The sequence below is a fragment of the Thermococcus coalescens genome (assembly GCF_055392585.1).
In genome coordinates, this window is the sequence record NZ_AP043764.1 from 1,329,879 (window position 1) to 1,345,415 (window position 15,537).

Genomic DNA, 15,537 nt, shown 5'->3' on the forward strand with positions numbered 1-15,537 from the left:
TCAGACCCTCCTCACGCTCACTCCGTCGCTCGGGGTGACGAGGTGGTAGTCCGGCTCCCAGTTGAAGTGTCTGATGTACTCTTCCGTCACGCGCATTGCAACGTCTAAGGCCCTTTCCCCTTCGACTATTGCCACCGCCGAGCCGCCGAAGCCCGCTCCGGTAAGCTTCGCCCCGTAGGCACCGAACTCTATGGCCTTTCTCACGAAGAAGTCCAGCTCCTCACTTGATACCTCGTAGTTCCTGGCCAAGTCCCAGTGCGAGGCCGTCATCAGCTCGCCGAAGGTACTGACGTCACCGTCCTTCAGGGCATCCCTCGCTTCAAGGACGCGCCGGTTCTCCCTCACGATGTACCCAAAAAAGCGCCTGTAGAGTGCGGGAAGGCTCCTGAGGTCGCTCTCGTCGACATCCTTGGAGGTTCTCCTTCCGAGGAACCTGAGGGTCTCCTCCGCGACGTTCCTCCTTTCGGCGTAGGCTGATCCCGCGAGCTCCCGCTTAACCCCCGTGTAGAACACGAGAACCTGAACATCATCGGGAAACCTGATGTACTCGTGCTCCAGCGTGTCGGTATCGAGGAATATGACGTGCCCCCTCTTTCCGTGGACGACCGTGAACTGGTCGAGTATGCCGCAGGGAACACCGACGAACTCGTTCTCTGCCTTTTGAGCTAAGAGGGCCAGTTCCACCGGCAGGAGGTTCAGCCCGTAGGCCTCGTTCAGGAAGGCCAAAACAGCCAGCTCAAGGCTCGCCGAGGAGCTTAATCCGGAACCTATAGGAAGGTCTCCGCCGAGGATTCCCTTCATCCCCCCGATGGCGTGGCCTTCCTCCTTCAGAACCCAGAAAATGCCCCTGACGTAATCCGCCCAGTCACCGGCTTTTCTGATTTCACCGAGGCCGAACTCCCTGACCTCCCTGAAAATCTGGGAGTATACCTTCACCCCCTCGTCCTTCTGGGCGTGGAGAACGGTGTAGAGGTCTATCGCCATCGGCATCACGTAGCCGAGGGCGTAATCCGTATGCTCCCCAATCAGATTGACCCTTCCGGGAGAATCAACGCGGTACATGATTCCACCGGGGGATTTTAGGCTCGAAAATATTTAAGGGTAGCGAGCTCAAGCGTTGCTGTACTGCCTCAGGATGTTGTAGATGTGCTGTGCGGCATCCGTGTAGAGGGTGAACTTCTTGCCCCTCACCCTGAACTCAAGGTAGTAGCCGCCAAGTATAGCCTTCTTCAGCTCGAGCCATCGGATTTCGCTTAGAGGGATGTCCTCGTAGACCTCTCCAACTCCAGCGGCCCTGAGGGCGGCCTTTATGGCCACGGTAGCAACGTAGCCCCTCAGCCTGTATTTCCCGGTGAGCTTCAGCCGCCTGTTCGTTATGACGAGCGTTCCAACGCGCTCTTGACTCACTGCCCCCATCTTGAAGCGAACCTCACCGCGGTAGAGCTCCTTCTCGGGTTCTTCGGCCGATACAGAGACCTTCTCAACATGGACGGAAACTTCAACTGGCTTGACCTCGGCGAAGCGTTTTGCCTGCTCCTCTGTGAGCTTTGTTACCGCTCAAGCTCCGCCCTCATCTTCTCAAGAAGAGCGTCGAGGTTGACGTTGGCCTGCAACGGACACCACCCGGATTAGTACGGCGTGGGGCTATTTATGGGTTTCGTTTTATGGCGCGTTACGGTGGTTTTTGAGAACGCTGGCATTCTCCACGAGCCCGGTTTATAAATATGTTCCATGAACTGTCCAAACATTTATAAATAGAATGGACTACTCATGGAACATGATTGAAAAAGAGGTGTGGGGACGGATAATCAAAGACCACCTCGAACACAGCGTTGGGGTCATCGAGAGAGAGGTGGTTGTCAAATTCCCGAAAACGCCGAGGGCGGTTTCCATAATCGGGCCGAGAAGGGCCGGCAAAACTTACCTCATGTTCCAGCTCATAAACCGGCTGGTTTCCCGCGGACTGCCGAGGGAGAAAACGGTTTACGTGAACTTTGAAGACCCCAGATTGGTCGGCGCGGAGCTCAAAGACCTTTTAACCTTCCTCGACGTGTACTACGAAATGTTCCCCGAAAATTCCAAGGGGGAATGCCACTTCTTCCTCGATGAGGTCCAGAACGTTCCCGGCTGGGAGAGGTTCGTCAGGTTCCTCCTCGACAGAAACCAGCGCGTTGTGGTTTCGGGCTCCTCTTCAAAGCTCCTCTCGAAGGAAATCGCAACGTCCCTCCGGGGAAGGAGTTTGAGGGTCAGAGTTTACCCGTTCTCCTTCAGGGAAGTCCTCAAGGCCAACGGGCTCAAGGTCGAGAAGTTCTACTCGACCTACGAAAGGGCCAGGATAAACAAACTCCTCCGCGAGTACCTGCACTGGGGCGGCTACCCCGAGGTCGTTTTAAATCCCCACCTGAGGGCTGAAATTTTGAGGGAGATAATCGACATGACTATCTACCGCGATATAGTGGAGAGGTGGGGGGCTGAAAACTTAAAGGCCCTGAGGCTCCTCCTCAAGATGCTGGCCTTTTCGTCCCACCTCTCGGCGTCGAAGGCTTATCGCAATCTGAAGAGCCTCGGCGTTAGAGTCGGTAAGGCAACCGTAGCTAACTACATCGAGTACTTCTCGGACTCGATGATTCTCTATCCTTTGAGGCCCTACGTGAAGTCGTACAAGTTGCAGGAGCGGATGGGGTTCAAGCCCTACCTCGTCGATAACGGATTGCTTAAGGTGATGGGCATCGAGGACGAGGGCAGGCTCTTGGAAAACCTCGTCTTCACGGAACTGCTTAAACGGGGGTATGAACCAAACGAGGAGCTGTTCTACTACGTGACGAGGAACGGGCGCGAGGTTGACTTTGTAGTTGGGGGAGATGAACTCATTCAGGTCACCGCGGAGCTTCACGAGAAAAACCGTGAAAGAGAGTTAAGGGCTTTGATTGAAGCGGGCAGGGAGCTGGGCATCGGGAAGCTGACGATAGTAACTCTGGAGGAGGACGATGTTATAAAGATATCGGGAAAGGAGGTAAAGGTAACCAGCCTAAGGAGATGGCTGCTGGGTCTCCAATAGATCAATCCCAAACAATCTCCCGCTCCGCGAAGGTTTTAAGGGTTAAAATCAAATGGCAACGGGTGAGGAAATGGACAGGGTCATTACTTTTTTCTTCTTCAAGCCTCGCCCTTTAGGGCGGGGAGGGGGTCAGACCCTGTACAAAAACTCCGGCACGTCCCTTCCCTCGAGGACTATCACGTCTCTGGGATACCTCCCCTTGCCCACTCCTGACTTCACTTCGACCCTCAGCTTTCCCGTCACGGCGTCTATCTCGTACCTGTCCGTCCTGAAGTAGAAGACCTCACCGAACTTCCGGTAGAGATGCTCCTGGACTAGCCACTCGTAGAGCACGGCCCTTCCGACTTCTCTTCCCGCCCACTGGGCCATCGCCCTCGCCAGGAGCGGGTCCCTTATAGCGAACTTCCTGTCCTTCCTCTCGAGTATCCTTCCACCGGTGTCCATGAAGAGCACGGGTAGGAGCATGTGAAGCCCCTCGAAGAGCTCAAAGTACTCCCTGACGGTGGGTGCCGAAACGCCCGCCCTCTCGGCAAGCTTCCTGAAGGAAACCGGGTCGGGAGCGGTATCAATAACCGCCCCGAGGACGTCCCTCGCGATGCTCGTGCTCTTCCCCAGGGCCCTTATATCCGCCTTCACGGCCGATATTACGTCCTTCACCCTGAGTTTCCCGTTGAGGTAGGCCAAGTATCCGCCAGTTTCGAGGTATCTTTCGAAGACCTCCTCGCCTTTCGACGGGAAGAACTCGTCGTAGAAGAGGTGATAGTACTGGCGGAAGCTGAGGGGCATGACCTCTATCGTCTCCCCGTTGCCCTGCCTGCCCCCGAAGGCACCGATGTACTTCTCCGCGGCTATCGTGACCGAGCCTGTGAGCGTTAAGACGTCATTCTTCAGCTTTCTCCTGTCGACGAGGTACTTGATGGCCCTCCACCAGTTGGGGATCAGCGTCACCTCATCGAGGAAGAGGTAGGCCGTTTTTATCCCCCTGCGCTCTTTAAGCTTGATATACTCATCAACGACGTCTATTATCTCCCTGTAGTCCTCAAGAACACCGCAGTCGAAGTAGAATATGCTATAGGGATTTTCCTCTCTCCCGAGGAGGTTCCTTATGAGGAGCTTAATCCCCATCGTCTTGCCAACTCGTCTGGGCCCGAGAATGAAGTTGAGGGCGAAGGGAACAAGGGACACTCTGGAAATCCACTCTGGCACGAGCCGGTATTCAAGCTCCTCAAACTCAACCCAGTCGGGGTCATTCTCATGGAACCACCAAGGATTTTGCTCTTCAATTATGCCCTCGGACATCATGTAAAATGGTACTTTTCAATCCTTTATAAAGATTGTTAATTTGGGCTTTACACTTCTTTATAAAGTATGAAAAGTTTAACTTTACAGTATCCAAAAGCGGGCTTGGGGAGAGTCTATACAGAAGAAAAGAAGAATCCTCTGGAAAAGCGGAGAAAAAGCAGAAATCACCCCATCTGTAGCGCTTCCCCGCGCAGCTCGCCCCTCTCGAAGCGGTACGGGTCGTACCACTCGACCGGAAGATTCGTCTTGCCCTTAGTTATCAGGTCTGCGACCATCTCTGCCACAGCCGGCGCCATCATGAAGCCGTGACCGCTGAAGCCAGCCGCGATGTAGTAGTCGCTCAGCTCCTCTATCTTTCCTATCGCTGGGTTGCTGTCCGGCGTCTTGGCGTAGTAGCCGGCCCATGTTCTGAGTATAAGAAGCTCCCTTAGGGCAGGGATTATCTTGGTGAAGTAGTAGCTTACCTCGCGCATGAACTCGTAGGTCGGGTTGAGGTCGTAGGTCGGCCCGAGCTCGTAGCCGACGCCGCCGACGACACCGCCGTGGGCCGTCTGGGTGAGGTAAGCGTGTCCGTACTTAAAGGATATGACCATCGGCCTGATGGCTCCCTTCCTTATGGGCTGCGTGATGACGGCCTGGTGCTTGTATGGCTCTATTGGTATCCTCGTCCTTATCCCGGCCATCGCGTTGATGAGCTTTGCCCAGGCGTTGGTGGCGTTGATAACTATCCCCGTCTTTATGACCCCCCTGCTGGTCTTGAGGCCCTTTATCTCGCCGTTCTCGATTATGAAGTCCTTTACCTCGGTGTACTCGACCAGCCTTGCCCCGAAGCGCTCGGCGTTGAGGGCGAAGGCGGCGGTGGCGTAGAAGGGGTCTGCCTTTCCGTCCGTTGGATTCCACGATGCCGCGATGACCTCACTGGTGTCGAGGAGCGGCACTATCTCCTTCCCCTCCTCCGGCGTTATGAGCCTGGTCGGAACTCCAAAACGGTTCTGTATGGCTATGTTCTCCTTAAACTCCGCGACCTCATCGTCGTCGTAGAGAAGGAAGAGGTAGCCGGTCTGCTCGAAGGAGAAGCCGTACTCCTCACTATAGCGCTTCCACAGCTCGACGGAGCGCTTCATAACCTGGACGTTGGCCTCGTCGTTGAACTGCTGCCTTATACCCGTTCCACAGCGGAAGGTAGAGCCGGACCCGATAAAGCGCTTTTCAATGACTGTAACCTCCTCACCGCGCCTGGCCAGCTCGTGGGCGAGGGTTACCCCAACGATCCCTCCGCCGATGATGATTATCTCGCTCCTCTCGGGGAGCTCTTTACTCGGCATACTCATCCACCCCCTCGGCGGCGACCTTCATCCTGACGTTCTTCAGCGGCGGCCTGGCCACTGGGAGGTCGATGCGGCTCATGTCGGAGCCTGTCCTCTGCGAGACCACCACGGCTCCGTTGAAGAGGCAGAAGCGCCCCTGGCAGAAGCCCATGGCCAGGTGTGTTAGGCGCTTGATTATCTGCAGATCGGTTATTCCGCTCATGACCACGTCGTCCACCTTCTTCAGGGAGACGTCGCAGCCGCATATCTGGACGTCTTCAAGGTTGAAGCTCTCAAAATCTATCCTGTGGACGGCCATCGGAATCGGTTCGTACTCCCTCAGCCTCTCCTCGTAAATGCACGGGCTTGAATCAAAGCCGAACTCCCTGAGGATGTACGCCCCGACGAGCCTTCCCTCCAGGTAGTTGGCGTAGTGCGGTTTTATGCTGACCGCACTCCCGGCGGCGTATATGCCGTCCCTTATCCTGTGCTGGGAGTCGAGGACGGGCATGTAGTAGCCGCGCTTGAACTTCAGCTTTCCACCGGCCTGGGTTATCGGGTTGATGTCCGGCCTCCTCCCATCGGACACGATGACGGCATCGACCTCGTAAACGTGCCCGTTCATGTCGATGAGCCTCTCAACTTTCTCCTTCCCTTCAACACGCTTTGGATTGGGCACCACCACGTACTCGATTCCCCAGCGCTCCAGCTCGGGAACGATGTCCTCAGGCCTGCTCCCCACCACGGCAACCTTCCTTCCCGGGGCGACACCCCACACGTTCATGACTTCGAGGGCAAAATCGCGCCTGAAGACACCCGGGAACTCGTTGTTCTCAAAGAGGAGGATGTTGTCAACCGCACCGACGGCCAGAACAACGCGTTTGGCCATCAGCTCGATGAGCTGGTTCTTCCCGGTGACTATTGGCACAAGAAAGTACTCGCCCTTGTCAAAGACACCGAGGGCTATCGTGCCCTTGAAAACCCTGACGTTCTCGTTGAACTTTCCGGTGAGCTCTTTAACGGCCCTCTTCGGGTCGCCGAACCCCTCCTGGGGCAGGCCCTTGAGCCACAGGTCTCCCCCGAGCCAGCCCTTCTCCTCGATTATTGCAGCAGTCAGGTGCTCCTGAACCTCAAGCACGGCCCCTATTCCGGCAGGGCCGCCACCGATGACCGCCACGTCAACTACCAGCCTCTCAACGGGCCTGCCCTCGTCGATCTCCACCGTCTCCTGGAACTCCCCGTAGTTCTGGCGCTCTATCCTCATGCCGTCCTTGACCTTGGTCTTTCTTCCGTTGATGTTCTTGACCCCGTTGAGAACCACAGGGACCGGGCCGAAGGTGAAGGCCCCGCGCTTTCTGCCCTCAGTGCTGGTCGTCAGCCAGTATATCCCGTTGGCCAGGAGAGCAGTGGTGAGCTTTTCTCCCTCATAGGCCTCCAGAGGTTGGCCTTCAAAGTAGATTGTAACCCTCCTAGAAGGGTCTTTCTCGGTCAGGTCGAGCGGTCTCATGCTCCCACCTCAAAAACTCTGACGTACGTTCATATGTGAACGGAGATGCTTATAAACGTTAGGTTGGCCAAAAATAGTTTAAAACCATAGGTTTGCCCTTTGGGAATGGAGCGGTGCACGAAAGGGCGGAGAAAAAGGGGGAGGGGTCAGGCGAGTCCCCTGGTGAGGACGAACTCGGCGACGTTCTCGACCTGGCTCTTGGCCCTGGTCTCCGTGATGCTCTTTTTGCCGGTCTCGATGGGAACCTTCCTGAATATCCCCTCGTGGAGCTTGACCACGTCCTCCGGCGGCTTGGTGAGGAGGCTGACGATTATTATGACCACCAGCGTCACGAAGAAGTTGATGAAGAACACCGGTATGCCGTTGAACCAGCCGCCGATCGTTCCAAAGAAGCCCGGAGCGTCCGGGTTGAACGCCCAGCCGTATATCTTGGCCTCAAGGATGACCTCGCTGATGAGACCGTAGGCCATGCCGATTATTGCTCCCTCCTTGGTCGCCCTCTTCCACCAGAGGCTCAGGGTGAGTATCGGACCGAAGCCGACCGCTAAGCCACCCCAGGCCGTTGCGACCATCTGGTAGATGACCTTCGGGCCGCTGATGGCGAACCACAGGCCGACGAGGGCGACGCCGGCAACGACGAGCCTTGATATGTTCACCATCTGCTTCTTGCCCAGCTCTTTGCCGAGGACCTTGTGGTAGAAGTCCCTGGCTATTGCCGAGGAAGCCACCAGTAGCTGTGAGTCCGCGGTACTCATGACGGCCGAGATTATGCCGGCAATGACGAAGCCCGCCAGCCAGCTCGGCATGAGCTCAACCGCCATGGCGGGGATCACCTTCTCCGGATCGCTGACCTGCAGTATTCCTGCCTGGTACATGGCGAAACCTATGAACCCGGCGAAGAACGCACCCCAGAGGACGATTATCGTCCACGTGCCGCTGATGAATATACCCGGCCTCCTGAGCTTCCTCGGGTCCTCAACGCTCATGTAACGGGTGACTATATGGGGCTGGCCAAGGTAGCCGACTATCCACGAGGCGTAGCCTATTGCGAAGACCAGTGCTGCTATTCCGGTGGCGCCACCAAACGGGTGGAGCTTCGCCGGGTCGGCGCTGCCTATTATCTGGGTTGCCCTCTCAAAGCCCCCTATCTCGGAGAGTGCCAGGAACGGGACGATTATCAGGGTCAGCAGCATGAACATTGCCTGAACGACGTCGGTCCAGACGACCGCAAAGAATCCACCCGTGATAACGTAGGCCGTCAGTATGATGACGGTGATGAGGATTCCCATGTTGTCGCTTATGCCGAAGCCCTCTGCGAAGGTCTTTCCTCCGGCGGTGAACTGCGCGGCAACGTAGGCGGTCATGAATATGACTATTATCAGTGCGCTCAGGATTCTTATCAGCTTGGTGTCGTCTTTGAGCCTTGCCTCCAGGTAGTCCGGAACCGTTATTGCCCTGAATTTACCAGCGTAGATTCTCAGCCTCGGGCCTATGAGGACGTAATCCGCGAGGGTGCCGAAGAGACAGCCGATGGCCGCCCAGAAGGCACCGAGACCGCTGGAAAAGGCAGCACCCGGATAACCGAGCATCAGCCAGCCGGAGAAGTCGCTGGCCTTGTCCGAGAGGGTGGCCGCTAAAACGTGAACCCTCCTGCCTCCAACGAAGTACTGATCCTCTGTCTTGGTGTATCTGTTGGCCCACCAGCCTATGTAAGCAAGCAGCGCGAGATACACCAGAAAACCTAAAAGTATCCCGCTGTTCATACCTTACCCTCCTCCCTAAGCGTTGTCATAAGGTCTTCGTCGTAGGCCAGAATCTCGTCGTCAACATAGTATTCCTTGCCGGTTATTCTGTCCCAGTAGCCGTACAGCACCATCGTCAGAATCCCCAAAAGAGTGGGCACCAGCAGAGTTGCCCAGGCCGAACCACTCAAGCCCATTTTACTTCACCTCGATACATCGGTGTGAATTAAGGGACATCAGTCCACAGTATGGGTGCACCAAAATATAAACATATTGGTTTAACAGTTCCCGGTTGGGAACGGGATGTTGGGATATTGTGACAAATAAAGGGTAACAGTTAATAACATATTTGATGAACAATGACAGGGATGGAATATGAGGGTTATGGTCATGAGGCCGATATTCAAACCGGAGGACGTTTCAAATCCAGATTTTGTGCTGTACCCGTACCACATATTCCATTTGAGGCTGTTCTACAGGCGGCTGGGCAGAAGCGACCGGGTTTTTGACTACTTCGCCTACGTAGACCTCTACCGCCTGGGAGCCGAGCGTGGGGACGGCTTTATAGACCTCCAAGAATGGGATGTGGATGAGAAAAAGACCATGGAACCGCTGGTCGACTACGAGGAGGCCAGGATGAAAGCCTTCGAGAGCGCGATAACCTGGGGGAACTCAAGGGTTGTTTCCTGGTGGCTTCCGAGAATAGAGATAGTTCGCGATGCCCGGGCCTACAAGGTGTTCTGGATTTTCGAGAGGGACGGCGAGAAGTTCCTTATGGACAGCCTCGACGGAAGGGAGTTCAGCCTTGAGAACCTCATCGGAAAGAACGGGAGAAAGTGCAGGGGGCCGTTCTGCCGCTAACGGGCGTGGATCTCCACTATGTCCCCATCTTCAAGCACGTGATCGGCCCCAACGCGCTGGCCGGGGAACTTGACGCTCCTGCCCCAGACGCGAGCGTAGCGGAAGTTCCTGGCGAAGTCCTTGTGTATCCTCTCGGCCAGATCCATGACCGTCGAGCCCTTCTTCAGCGGCACCGGTGGGTAGGCCGGCTCCTCTCCGGGGCTTTTGGTGAATACCCTTATTATCCCGGCCAGCTCGTAGAGCTCGTCCTTGAGCTTGTCCAGCTGAATTTTCCTCTTCGCCGAGACGGGGATTATCTTGAACCGCTCTCCGTAGGCCTCAACGAGCTTCTCGTAGTTCTCCTTGCTCCCCGGGGCGTCGCCCTTGTTGGCGATGATTATCGCCCTCCTCCAGACGAGGCTCTCATCGAGTGCATCCGCGAACTCCTCCAGCGTTACGGGCTCCTTGACGGTTATCTCGGCCGAGTGTATCCTCTCCTCTCGGAGCATCTTCATGACTTCGCTTATGTCCCCCTTGATGTTCTCCTGGCCGTTGATCACGATTCCGCCCATGGCGGTTCTCTTGATCTCCACCCTCGGGCGGCGCTTGTTCAGCTTTATTCCGGCCCTTTCAAACTCCTTGAGGAGAATCTCCATCTGATTTACTGGATCCTGGGAGAGGTCAACGACAATGGCTATCGCGTCCGCGTTCCTTATGACGCTCAGCAGCTGCGGTCCCATGCCCTTTCCAAGGGCTGCGCCCTCGACGAGACCGGGAACCTCTACGAGCTGTATCTGAACGTCCCTGTGGTGCATCATGCCCGGAATCGGCTCGACCGTCGTGAACGCGTAGTCCGCGACGTCTATGTCAACGTTGGTGAGGGCCTTCATGAGCGAGCTTTTGCCAACGTTCGGAAGTCCCGCGAGAACTATCTGTGCTGCGCCCTCTTTTCTGACTGCCATCGACGGGCCGCCACCGCCTTTGCGCATCTGCCTCTGCTTCTCCAGCTCCTTCCTCAGCTCGGCGAGCTTCCTCTTTATCTGGAGCCGGAGCTTTTCCGTTCCCTTGTGTTTGGGGACTGTGGCGTACATCTTTTCGAGGGCCCTTATCTTCTCCGGGATAGTCTTGGCGTTCCTGTATTCCTCTTCCGCCGCAAGGTACTCTGCTGTCACGTTGGTTGGCATCGCTGACCCTCCCAGAAGTTCTGAAGTAAAAGGCGAAAGGCGTTTTATAAAAGTATGGTTCATGGAAATCGGCAAGTTTATAAAACCTTTCGAAAATTTTTTACCGGCGGTGATGCTCATGCGAACCGGTTTGGACGATATAGACAGGAAGATCCTCTCCATACTCCAAAAGAACAGCAGAACGCCCCTGAGGGAAATATCCAAAGAGGTCAATCTCGCCGAATCGACCGTTTACGAGAGGATTAAGAAGCTGAAGGAGCGGGGCATAATAAGAAAGTTCACCGTGATACTCGACCCAGATTCCCTCGGCTTCAAGATCCTGGCGTTCATACTGATAAAGGCCAAGGCCGGGAAGTACTCCTACGTGGCGAGTGAGCTCAAAAAGTATCCGGAGATCGTCGAGATTTTCGAGACCACCGGCGATTACGACATGCTCGTCAAAATAAGAACCCAGGGAAGCGAGGAGCTTAACGAGTTCCTTGACACGATAGGTGAAATCGACGGCGTCGTGGCGACCCACACGATGGTCGTCCTCAAGGTTCATAAAGAGACGACCGAACTCCCCCTCTGACCATTTATGTCCAAAAAGCCTTATAAGTGCCCCCTTTCTATTTCCCTCTAAGCGTTTGGATGGAGGTGTTTGAGATGAAGGTGCTGTTTCTTAGTGCCGACGGTTTTGAAGACCTGGAGCTTATCTACCCCCTCCACAGGATAAAGGAGGAGGGACACGAGGTCTACGTGGCTAGCTTTGAGAGGGGCAAGATAACGGGCAAGCACGGCTACTCCGTCACCGCTGACCTTGCCTTTGAGGAGGTTGACCCTGACGAGTTCGACGCCCTCGTCCTGCCCGGTGGGAAGGCGCCCGAGATAGTCAGGCTCAACGAGAAGGCCATCGAGATAACCAGAAAGATGTTCGAGGCAGGAAAGCCGGTGGCGAGCATCTGCCACGGGCCGCAGATACTCATCTCCGCCGGTGTCCTGAAGGGCAGGAAGGGCACGAGCACGGTAACCATCAGGGACGACGTGAAGAACGCCGGCGCCGAGTGGGTGAACGAGGAGGTAGTCGTCGACGGCAACTGGGTCAGCTCAAGACACCCCGGTGATTTATACGCCTGGATGAGGGAGTTCGTCAAGCTTTTGAAGTAGTTCCCTTCTTTTCCTGTTTTCACCTCCGCGGAATTGCACCCTCTAACTACTCAGCGTAACATTTATACGGCGTGTGATGAAATTTTCACAGGTGGTATCCATGAGAAGAGGGGCCGGTCTCCTGGGAATCTTGGCCGGCATCTTTCTGGCCCTTCTCATTGCTGGCATAGTGGTGACGGCTTTGGCATTTCGAGGCTACATCCACATCGAAGGTGGCCCGTTCAAAGAGGACGCAGGCCTGGTTAAGGAAATTGGCCGCTTTCACGCCGGCTCTATAGTGGTTAAAAACGTGATAGGAAGCGTTGAGCTGGTTCCATCCAAGATTGAAGGAGTGGTCGTTAAGAGCAACCTCCCGGTAAACGCAACCTACCGGGACGGCCTTCTGACGGTCTACTGTCCCGTTGAAGAGAAGAGGGGCAGGTTTGGTATCAGCACCCACAACCCCTGCGGGGACTACAGGAACGGAAAGGTTATCATCGAGGTGGGAACTGGACTGGCCAGTGTGGAGGTTCGGGACACCGTTGGAGACGTTTTTATTGGGGCAAACGTCACGAAAGTCCTGATCGAGGACGCCGTCGGGAACCTTAATGGGGTCGCCCCGGCAGAGTACTTGGTTGATGACGTGGTTGGCGACGTTGTGATCCATGCCGGGGGAGACGTTACCATCACCGACGTCGTGGGTGAGGTTAGGATACGCGTGCCCCGCGATTACACCGTCAGCCTTTCCCTCAACGACGTCCTTGGAAAGGTCGAGAACACCCACTCCGGCCAGGGAAGACCAATCGCTATCAAAATTTCCGACGTTGTTGGTGACGTCTCCGTAGGGCAATAATTTTTAAGCAGACTTTCTTTTTCTTGATTTTGGTGGATAAGATGGCAAAGAAACTGACAAGATCAAAGGAGGACGGAGTCTTCCTCGGTGTCCTCGGTGGAATAGCCGAGCATCTCAACGTTGACCCCACCCTCGTAAGGCTGATATTCGTGGTTCTCCTGGTGTTCAACCCGGTGGCTATGACGTTGCTCTACTTCCTCGCGGCCCTGGTGATACCCGAGGATGAAACGGACACGGAAGAACCCCTCTCCGAGAGAATCGACGAGCTGATAGACGAGACGGGGGAGAGACTGGGTAAGGTGTTCTCGGGCAACGAAAACTCCCGGGCAATAGCCCTCCTGCTGATACTGCTGGGCGCAATACTGCTGGCCGGGCCGTTCATGCCCTTCCTCCTGCCCGCCATTGATTTCAGGACGTTGCTCGCGGCCGTGTTCCTGGTAATCGGCATAATCCTCCTCACGAGGGGTGATTGAGATGAGAACCCTCGGCTGGATTTTCATTTTCCTTGGCGTTCTTTTGCTCCTGAGGGAGTTCCAGCCCTCCTTCCTGGACTGGCTCAGGCCGTACGCCCCGTACATAAAGGACGCCTTCTGGGGGGTCACTCTCATAGCCTTCGGACTCTACGCCCTGACCAGAAGAACCGCCCGCAGGCTTGTGCTGCTCCTGTACCTGCTCTATCTGCTCCTCTACCTGGTGGTGTGAATGGAGCGGTGGAGGATAATTCGTGCCTTCACGCTGGGCCCGCTCCTTGAGGTGGCCGTTCCAAAGCCGGGCAACGTAAGCCGCTTCAGGGACTTCGACGACCTCACCTTCTACCACTTTCTCTTCGCGGAGACCTCTGTGTTGGGCATCTATTACGAGGCCGTGAAGACGGCTGGGCTTTTGAGAAAAGGTGTACTGGAACCCAGGGACGCAGGACTCGGGGAGCTGATAAAGCGCGCCGTTCAGAACTCGCGCGAGAGTCAGGACGCCAACCCGAATTTTGGTGTCGTTGCCCTCTCGATCCCCCTCATAATGGGGCTGACAATGGGCCGCAACATGCTCGATGCAAGGAAAAAGGCGAGGCTTCTGATAGAGGAATCGACGGTCAGGGACACGATGGAGTTCTACCGGGCGATAAGGATGGCCAACCCCAAGGGGATTCCCAGCGGGGTCAAGTACGATGTTTACAGCGATGAGTCCTTCAGGGAACTGTTTCAGGACGGGATCAACCTCGCCAGACTTGCCGAGATCAGCTGCGAGCGTGAGCTGATATTCTGCGAGTGGCTGAACGGCTACGAGCTGAGCTATTCGACCTTCGGCAGGCTCTACGAGCTGATAAAGGGACTCCCGCTTAAGGACGCGGTTGTGAAGGCATTTCTTGAGCTCCTGGCTGAGAAGGAGGACACGCTCATAATGAGGAAGGCGGGAAGGGGGGAGGCAGAGCTCGTGAGGAAAAAAGCCAGGGAGGTTCTCAACGGGAAGCTCTCCCTAAAGGAGTTCGACGCCTTCATGCGGGAGAAAGGCGATCTAAGGAATCCTGGCAGTCTCGCCGATATAATGGCCGTCTCGCTGAGCCTCCTTGCCCTGCGGGGACTCAGAATAGAGATGAGAAACGGAAAGGTGTGGGGGGTCATAGGACGACCCTGAGGCGCTTTGCCCCTCCCAGACCCAGGCCGATGGCCCTGCTGTCTATGACGACGGCATCCCCATCGAGCTCCTCGACCACACGTATCTTGAGCCCCGAGAGCTCGAAAACCTCCTCCTCGTCCCCAAACTCCTCGTTGAGCTGCTCCCTTATGAACTCGTAGGCTCTCTTGCCCACGAGCACGACATCAGGTTCGTAGCCGTCGAGCTTCAGCTCGTTGGCCTTCTCCTCAACCGAGCTGAGAACCCTTATCAGGTCACCGCGCATGGTATCACCGGCCTCAGGTTGTCGCCCGCACGTATTAACCTTTTCCTCAGAGTCCAAACGCCCCCTTTATCCCGTTGATTATCATCTGCACCGCCATCGAGGTCAGTATGAGGCCCATCATCCTCGTCATCACCTTGATGCCGACCCGTCCCAGTCTCGCCTTTATCCCGTTGGCGGAGCACAGGACGAGCCAGACCGTCACCGCTATCGCCACGATGCTGGCTATGACAGTGGCCTTTGTCGGGATGGAGGGGCTTTTGGCCATGTATATCATCACAGTGGTTATGGCTCCGGGGCCCGAGATAAGGGGAATCGCCAGCGGAATCACGGCGACCTCCTCCAGCGTCACGACCTCCTCGCTGAACTCCTCTGTTTCCTCCCTGCTTATCTTAACCGTTGAGAGCTTTCCAGAGAGCATCTCCATCGCCATCTTGAAGAGGAGTATCCCGCCCGCTATCGCAAAGGCGTCTGTGCTCGACCCGAAGAACCGGAATATCCACTGGCCGATGAGTGCAAATGTTATCAGGGTCAGGGCAACTGTGATTGCGGTCTTGGTAGCTATCTCGTGCCTTTCACTCCTTGAGAGGTCGTGAGTAACCCCCAGGAAAACCGGAACCGCACCGACCGGGTTGGTTATTGCGAACAGCCCTCCGTAGAGTATCACGAAGTACTTGACCAGCTCTATCACGTCATCACCCGAAGGCGGGAAGAAGAGGGGGTTAAAA

General features: G+C 55.8%; 18 protein-coding genes. 8 read left to right on the forward strand and 10 right to left on the reverse strand.

Annotation, left to right across the window (positions count from 1 at the left end; all coding sequences use genetic code 11):
• Together ACZ5M3_RS07335 and ACZ5M3_RS07340 are read right to left on the reverse strand one after the other, a co-directional pair.
• Entirely contained in the window at positions 1 to 1,062 is a 1,062-nt protein-coding gene (locus tag ACZ5M3_RS07335) for a galactokinase (protein ID WP_464839034.1), read from the reverse strand.
• A 48-nt stretch (positions 1,063 to 1,110) separates the two neighbouring features.
• A complete protein-coding gene (locus ACZ5M3_RS07340) occupies positions 1,111 to 1,416 on the reverse strand; it encodes a hypothetical protein (RefSeq protein ID WP_464839035.1) in 306 nt (101 codons plus the stop codon).
• A gap of 361 nt (positions 1,417 to 1,777) precedes the next feature.
• Here ACZ5M3_RS07340 and ACZ5M3_RS07345 point away from each other — a divergent pair, with 361 nt between their 5' ends.
• A complete protein-coding gene (locus ACZ5M3_RS07345) occupies positions 1,778 to 3,058 on the forward strand; it encodes an ATP-binding protein (RefSeq protein WP_464839036.1) in 1,281 nt (426 codons plus the stop codon).
• 129 nt (positions 3,059 to 3,187) lie between these two features.
• Here ACZ5M3_RS07345 and ACZ5M3_RS07350 read toward each other — a convergent pair whose 3' ends face one another.
• The 5 genes from ACZ5M3_RS07350 to ACZ5M3_RS07370 form a co-directional block, all read right to left on the reverse strand.
• Positions 3,188 to 4,360 (reverse strand): ATP-binding protein, encoded by a 1,173-nt coding sequence (locus ACZ5M3_RS07350; protein WP_464839037.1) that lies wholly within the window; start codon positions 4,358 to 4,360, stop codon positions 3,188 to 3,190.
• 164 nt (positions 4,361 to 4,524) lie between these two features.
• Positions 4,525 to 5,685, reverse strand: coding sequence for an NAD(P)/FAD-dependent oxidoreductase (locus ACZ5M3_RS07355; protein ID WP_464839038.1), 1,161 nt, complete (start codon positions 5,683 to 5,685; stop codon positions 4,525 to 4,527).
• On the reverse strand, positions 5,675 to 7,174 hold the full coding sequence (locus ACZ5M3_RS07360) for an FAD-dependent oxidoreductase (RefSeq protein ID WP_464839039.1): 1,500 nt from the start codon (positions 7,172 to 7,174) through the stop codon (positions 5,675 to 5,677). The genes ACZ5M3_RS07355 and ACZ5M3_RS07360 overlap by 11 nt, the downstream gene beginning before the upstream one ends.
• Positions 7,175 to 7,320: 146 nt before the next feature.
• Entirely contained in the window at positions 7,321 to 8,937 is a 1,617-nt protein-coding gene (locus tag ACZ5M3_RS07365) for a sodium/proline symporter (RefSeq protein WP_464839040.1), read from the reverse strand.
• On the reverse strand, positions 8,934 to 9,113 hold the full coding sequence (locus ACZ5M3_RS07370; RefSeq protein ID WP_464839041.1) for a hypothetical protein: 180 nt from the start codon (positions 9,111 to 9,113) through the stop codon (positions 8,934 to 8,936). The genes ACZ5M3_RS07365 and ACZ5M3_RS07370 overlap by 4 nt, the downstream gene beginning before the upstream one ends.
• 178 nt (positions 9,114 to 9,291) lie before the next feature.
• Between ACZ5M3_RS07370 and ACZ5M3_RS07375 the strand changes: the two genes are divergently transcribed.
• Positions 9,292 to 9,777 carry a hypothetical protein gene (locus ACZ5M3_RS07375; RefSeq protein WP_464839042.1) on the forward strand — a complete coding sequence of 162 codons (486 nt, stop codon included), beginning with the start codon at positions 9,292 to 9,294 and terminating at the stop codon, positions 9,775 to 9,777.
• Here the strand turns inward: ACZ5M3_RS07375 and ACZ5M3_RS07380 are convergent.
• A complete protein-coding gene (locus ACZ5M3_RS07380) occupies positions 9,774 to 10,940 on the reverse strand; it encodes an OBG GTPase family GTP-binding protein (RefSeq protein ID WP_464839043.1) in 1,167 nt (388 codons plus the stop codon). The two genes, ACZ5M3_RS07375 and ACZ5M3_RS07380, sit on opposite strands and share 4 nt — an antisense overlap.
• Before the next feature lie 118 nt (positions 10,941 to 11,058).
• Between ACZ5M3_RS07380 and ACZ5M3_RS07385 the strand changes: the two genes are divergently transcribed.
• The 6 genes from ACZ5M3_RS07385 (at position 11,059) to ACZ5M3_RS07410 (ending at position 14,547) form a co-directional block, all read left to right on the forward strand.
• Positions 11,059 to 11,511: an Lrp/AsnC family transcriptional regulator gene (locus ACZ5M3_RS07385; protein ID WP_464840805.1), complete on the forward strand. Its 453-nt coding sequence runs from the start codon at positions 11,059 to 11,061 to the stop codon at positions 11,509 to 11,511.
• Positions 11,512 to 11,585: 74 nt separating this feature from the next.
• Complete coding sequence (pfpI, locus tag ACZ5M3_RS07390; protein ID WP_464839044.1) at positions 11,586 to 12,086, forward strand: deglycase PfpI; 501 nt, start codon at positions 11,586 to 11,588, stop codon at positions 12,084 to 12,086.
• A gap of 100 nt (positions 12,087 to 12,186) precedes the next feature.
• A complete protein-coding gene (locus ACZ5M3_RS07395) occupies positions 12,187 to 12,918 on the forward strand; it encodes a hypothetical protein (RefSeq protein WP_464839045.1) in 732 nt (243 codons plus the stop codon).
• Between the two features lie 41 nt (positions 12,919 to 12,959).
• Positions 12,960 to 13,391, forward strand: coding sequence for a PspC domain-containing protein (locus tag ACZ5M3_RS07400; protein WP_464839046.1), 432 nt, complete (start codon positions 12,960 to 12,962; stop codon positions 13,389 to 13,391).
• 1 nt (position 13,392) lies between these two features.
• Positions 13,393 to 13,620: a hypothetical protein gene (locus ACZ5M3_RS07405; protein WP_464839047.1), complete on the forward strand. Its 228-nt coding sequence runs from the start codon at positions 13,393 to 13,395 to the stop codon at positions 13,618 to 13,620.
• Positions 13,621 to 14,547, forward strand: coding sequence for a triphosphoribosyl-dephospho-CoA synthase (locus tag ACZ5M3_RS07410; protein ID WP_464839048.1), 927 nt, complete (start codon positions 13,621 to 13,623; stop codon positions 14,545 to 14,547). It begins immediately after the preceding gene.
• On the opposite strand, the gene ACZ5M3_RS07415 is transcribed toward ACZ5M3_RS07410, so the two are convergent.
• Positions 14,531 to 14,812, reverse strand: a complete 282-nt coding sequence (locus tag ACZ5M3_RS07415) for a family 4A encapsulin nanocompartment shell protein (RefSeq protein ID WP_464839049.1) — start codon at positions 14,810 to 14,812, stop codon at positions 14,531 to 14,533. The two genes, ACZ5M3_RS07410 and ACZ5M3_RS07415, sit on opposite strands and share 17 nt — an antisense overlap.
• Positions 14,813 to 14,858: 46 nt before the next feature.
• On the reverse strand, positions 14,859 to 15,500 hold the full coding sequence (gene snatA, locus ACZ5M3_RS07420; protein ID WP_464839050.1) for a neutral amino acid NAAT transporter SnatA: 642 nt from the start codon (positions 15,498 to 15,500) through the stop codon (positions 14,859 to 14,861).
• Positions 15,501 to 15,537 lie beyond the last annotated feature (37 nt).

Excerpts from the sequence above, each read along its gene's own strand:
- ACZ5M3_RS07335 (WP_464839034.1), bottom strand. The coding sequence starts at position 1,062 with ATGTACCGCGTTGATTCTCCCGGAAGGGTCAATCTGATTGGGGAGCAT.
- ACZ5M3_RS07340 (WP_464839035.1), bottom strand. The coding sequence starts at position 1,416 with ATGGGGGCAGTGAGTCAAGAGCGCGTTGGAACGCTCGTCATAACGAAC.
- ACZ5M3_RS07345 (WP_464839036.1), top strand. The coding sequence starts at position 1,778 with ATGATTGAAAAAGAGGTGTGGGGACGGATAATCAAAGACCACCTCGAA.
- ACZ5M3_RS07350 (WP_464839037.1), bottom strand. The coding sequence starts at position 4,360 with ATGATGTCCGAGGGCATAATTGAAGAGCAAAATCCTTGGTGGTTCCAT.
- ACZ5M3_RS07355 (WP_464839038.1), bottom strand. The coding sequence starts at position 5,685 with ATGCCGAGTAAAGAGCTCCCCGAGAGGAGCGAGATAATCATCATCGGC.
- ACZ5M3_RS07360 (WP_464839039.1), bottom strand. The coding sequence starts at position 7,174 with ATGAGACCGCTCGACCTGACCGAGAAAGACCCTTCTAGGAGGGTTACA.
- ACZ5M3_RS07365 (WP_464839040.1), bottom strand. The coding sequence starts at position 8,937 with ATGAACAGCGGGATACTTTTAGGTTTTCTGGTGTATCTCGCGCTGCTT.
- ACZ5M3_RS07370 (WP_464839041.1), bottom strand. The coding sequence starts at position 9,113 with ATGGGCTTGAGTGGTTCGGCCTGGGCAACTCTGCTGGTGCCCACTCTT.
- ACZ5M3_RS07375 (WP_464839042.1), top strand. The coding sequence starts at position 9,292 with ATGAGGGTTATGGTCATGAGGCCGATATTCAAACCGGAGGACGTTTCA.
- ACZ5M3_RS07380 (WP_464839043.1), bottom strand. The coding sequence starts at position 10,940 with ATGCCAACCAACGTGACAGCAGAGTACCTTGCGGCGGAAGAGGAATAC.
- ACZ5M3_RS07385 (WP_464840805.1), top strand. The coding sequence starts at position 11,059 with ATGCGAACCGGTTTGGACGATATAGACAGGAAGATCCTCTCCATACTC.
- pfpI (WP_464839044.1), top strand. The coding sequence starts at position 11,586 with ATGAAGGTGCTGTTTCTTAGTGCCGACGGTTTTGAAGACCTGGAGCTT.
- ACZ5M3_RS07395 (WP_464839045.1), top strand. The coding sequence starts at position 12,187 with ATGAGAAGAGGGGCCGGTCTCCTGGGAATCTTGGCCGGCATCTTTCTG.
- ACZ5M3_RS07400 (WP_464839046.1), top strand. The coding sequence starts at position 12,960 with ATGGCAAAGAAACTGACAAGATCAAAGGAGGACGGAGTCTTCCTCGGT.
- ACZ5M3_RS07405 (WP_464839047.1), top strand. The coding sequence starts at position 13,393 with ATGAGAACCCTCGGCTGGATTTTCATTTTCCTTGGCGTTCTTTTGCTC.
- ACZ5M3_RS07410 (WP_464839048.1), top strand. The coding sequence starts at position 13,621 with ATGGAGCGGTGGAGGATAATTCGTGCCTTCACGCTGGGCCCGCTCCTT.
- ACZ5M3_RS07415 (WP_464839049.1), bottom strand. The coding sequence starts at position 14,812 with ATGCGCGGTGACCTGATAAGGGTTCTCAGCTCGGTTGAGGAGAAGGCC.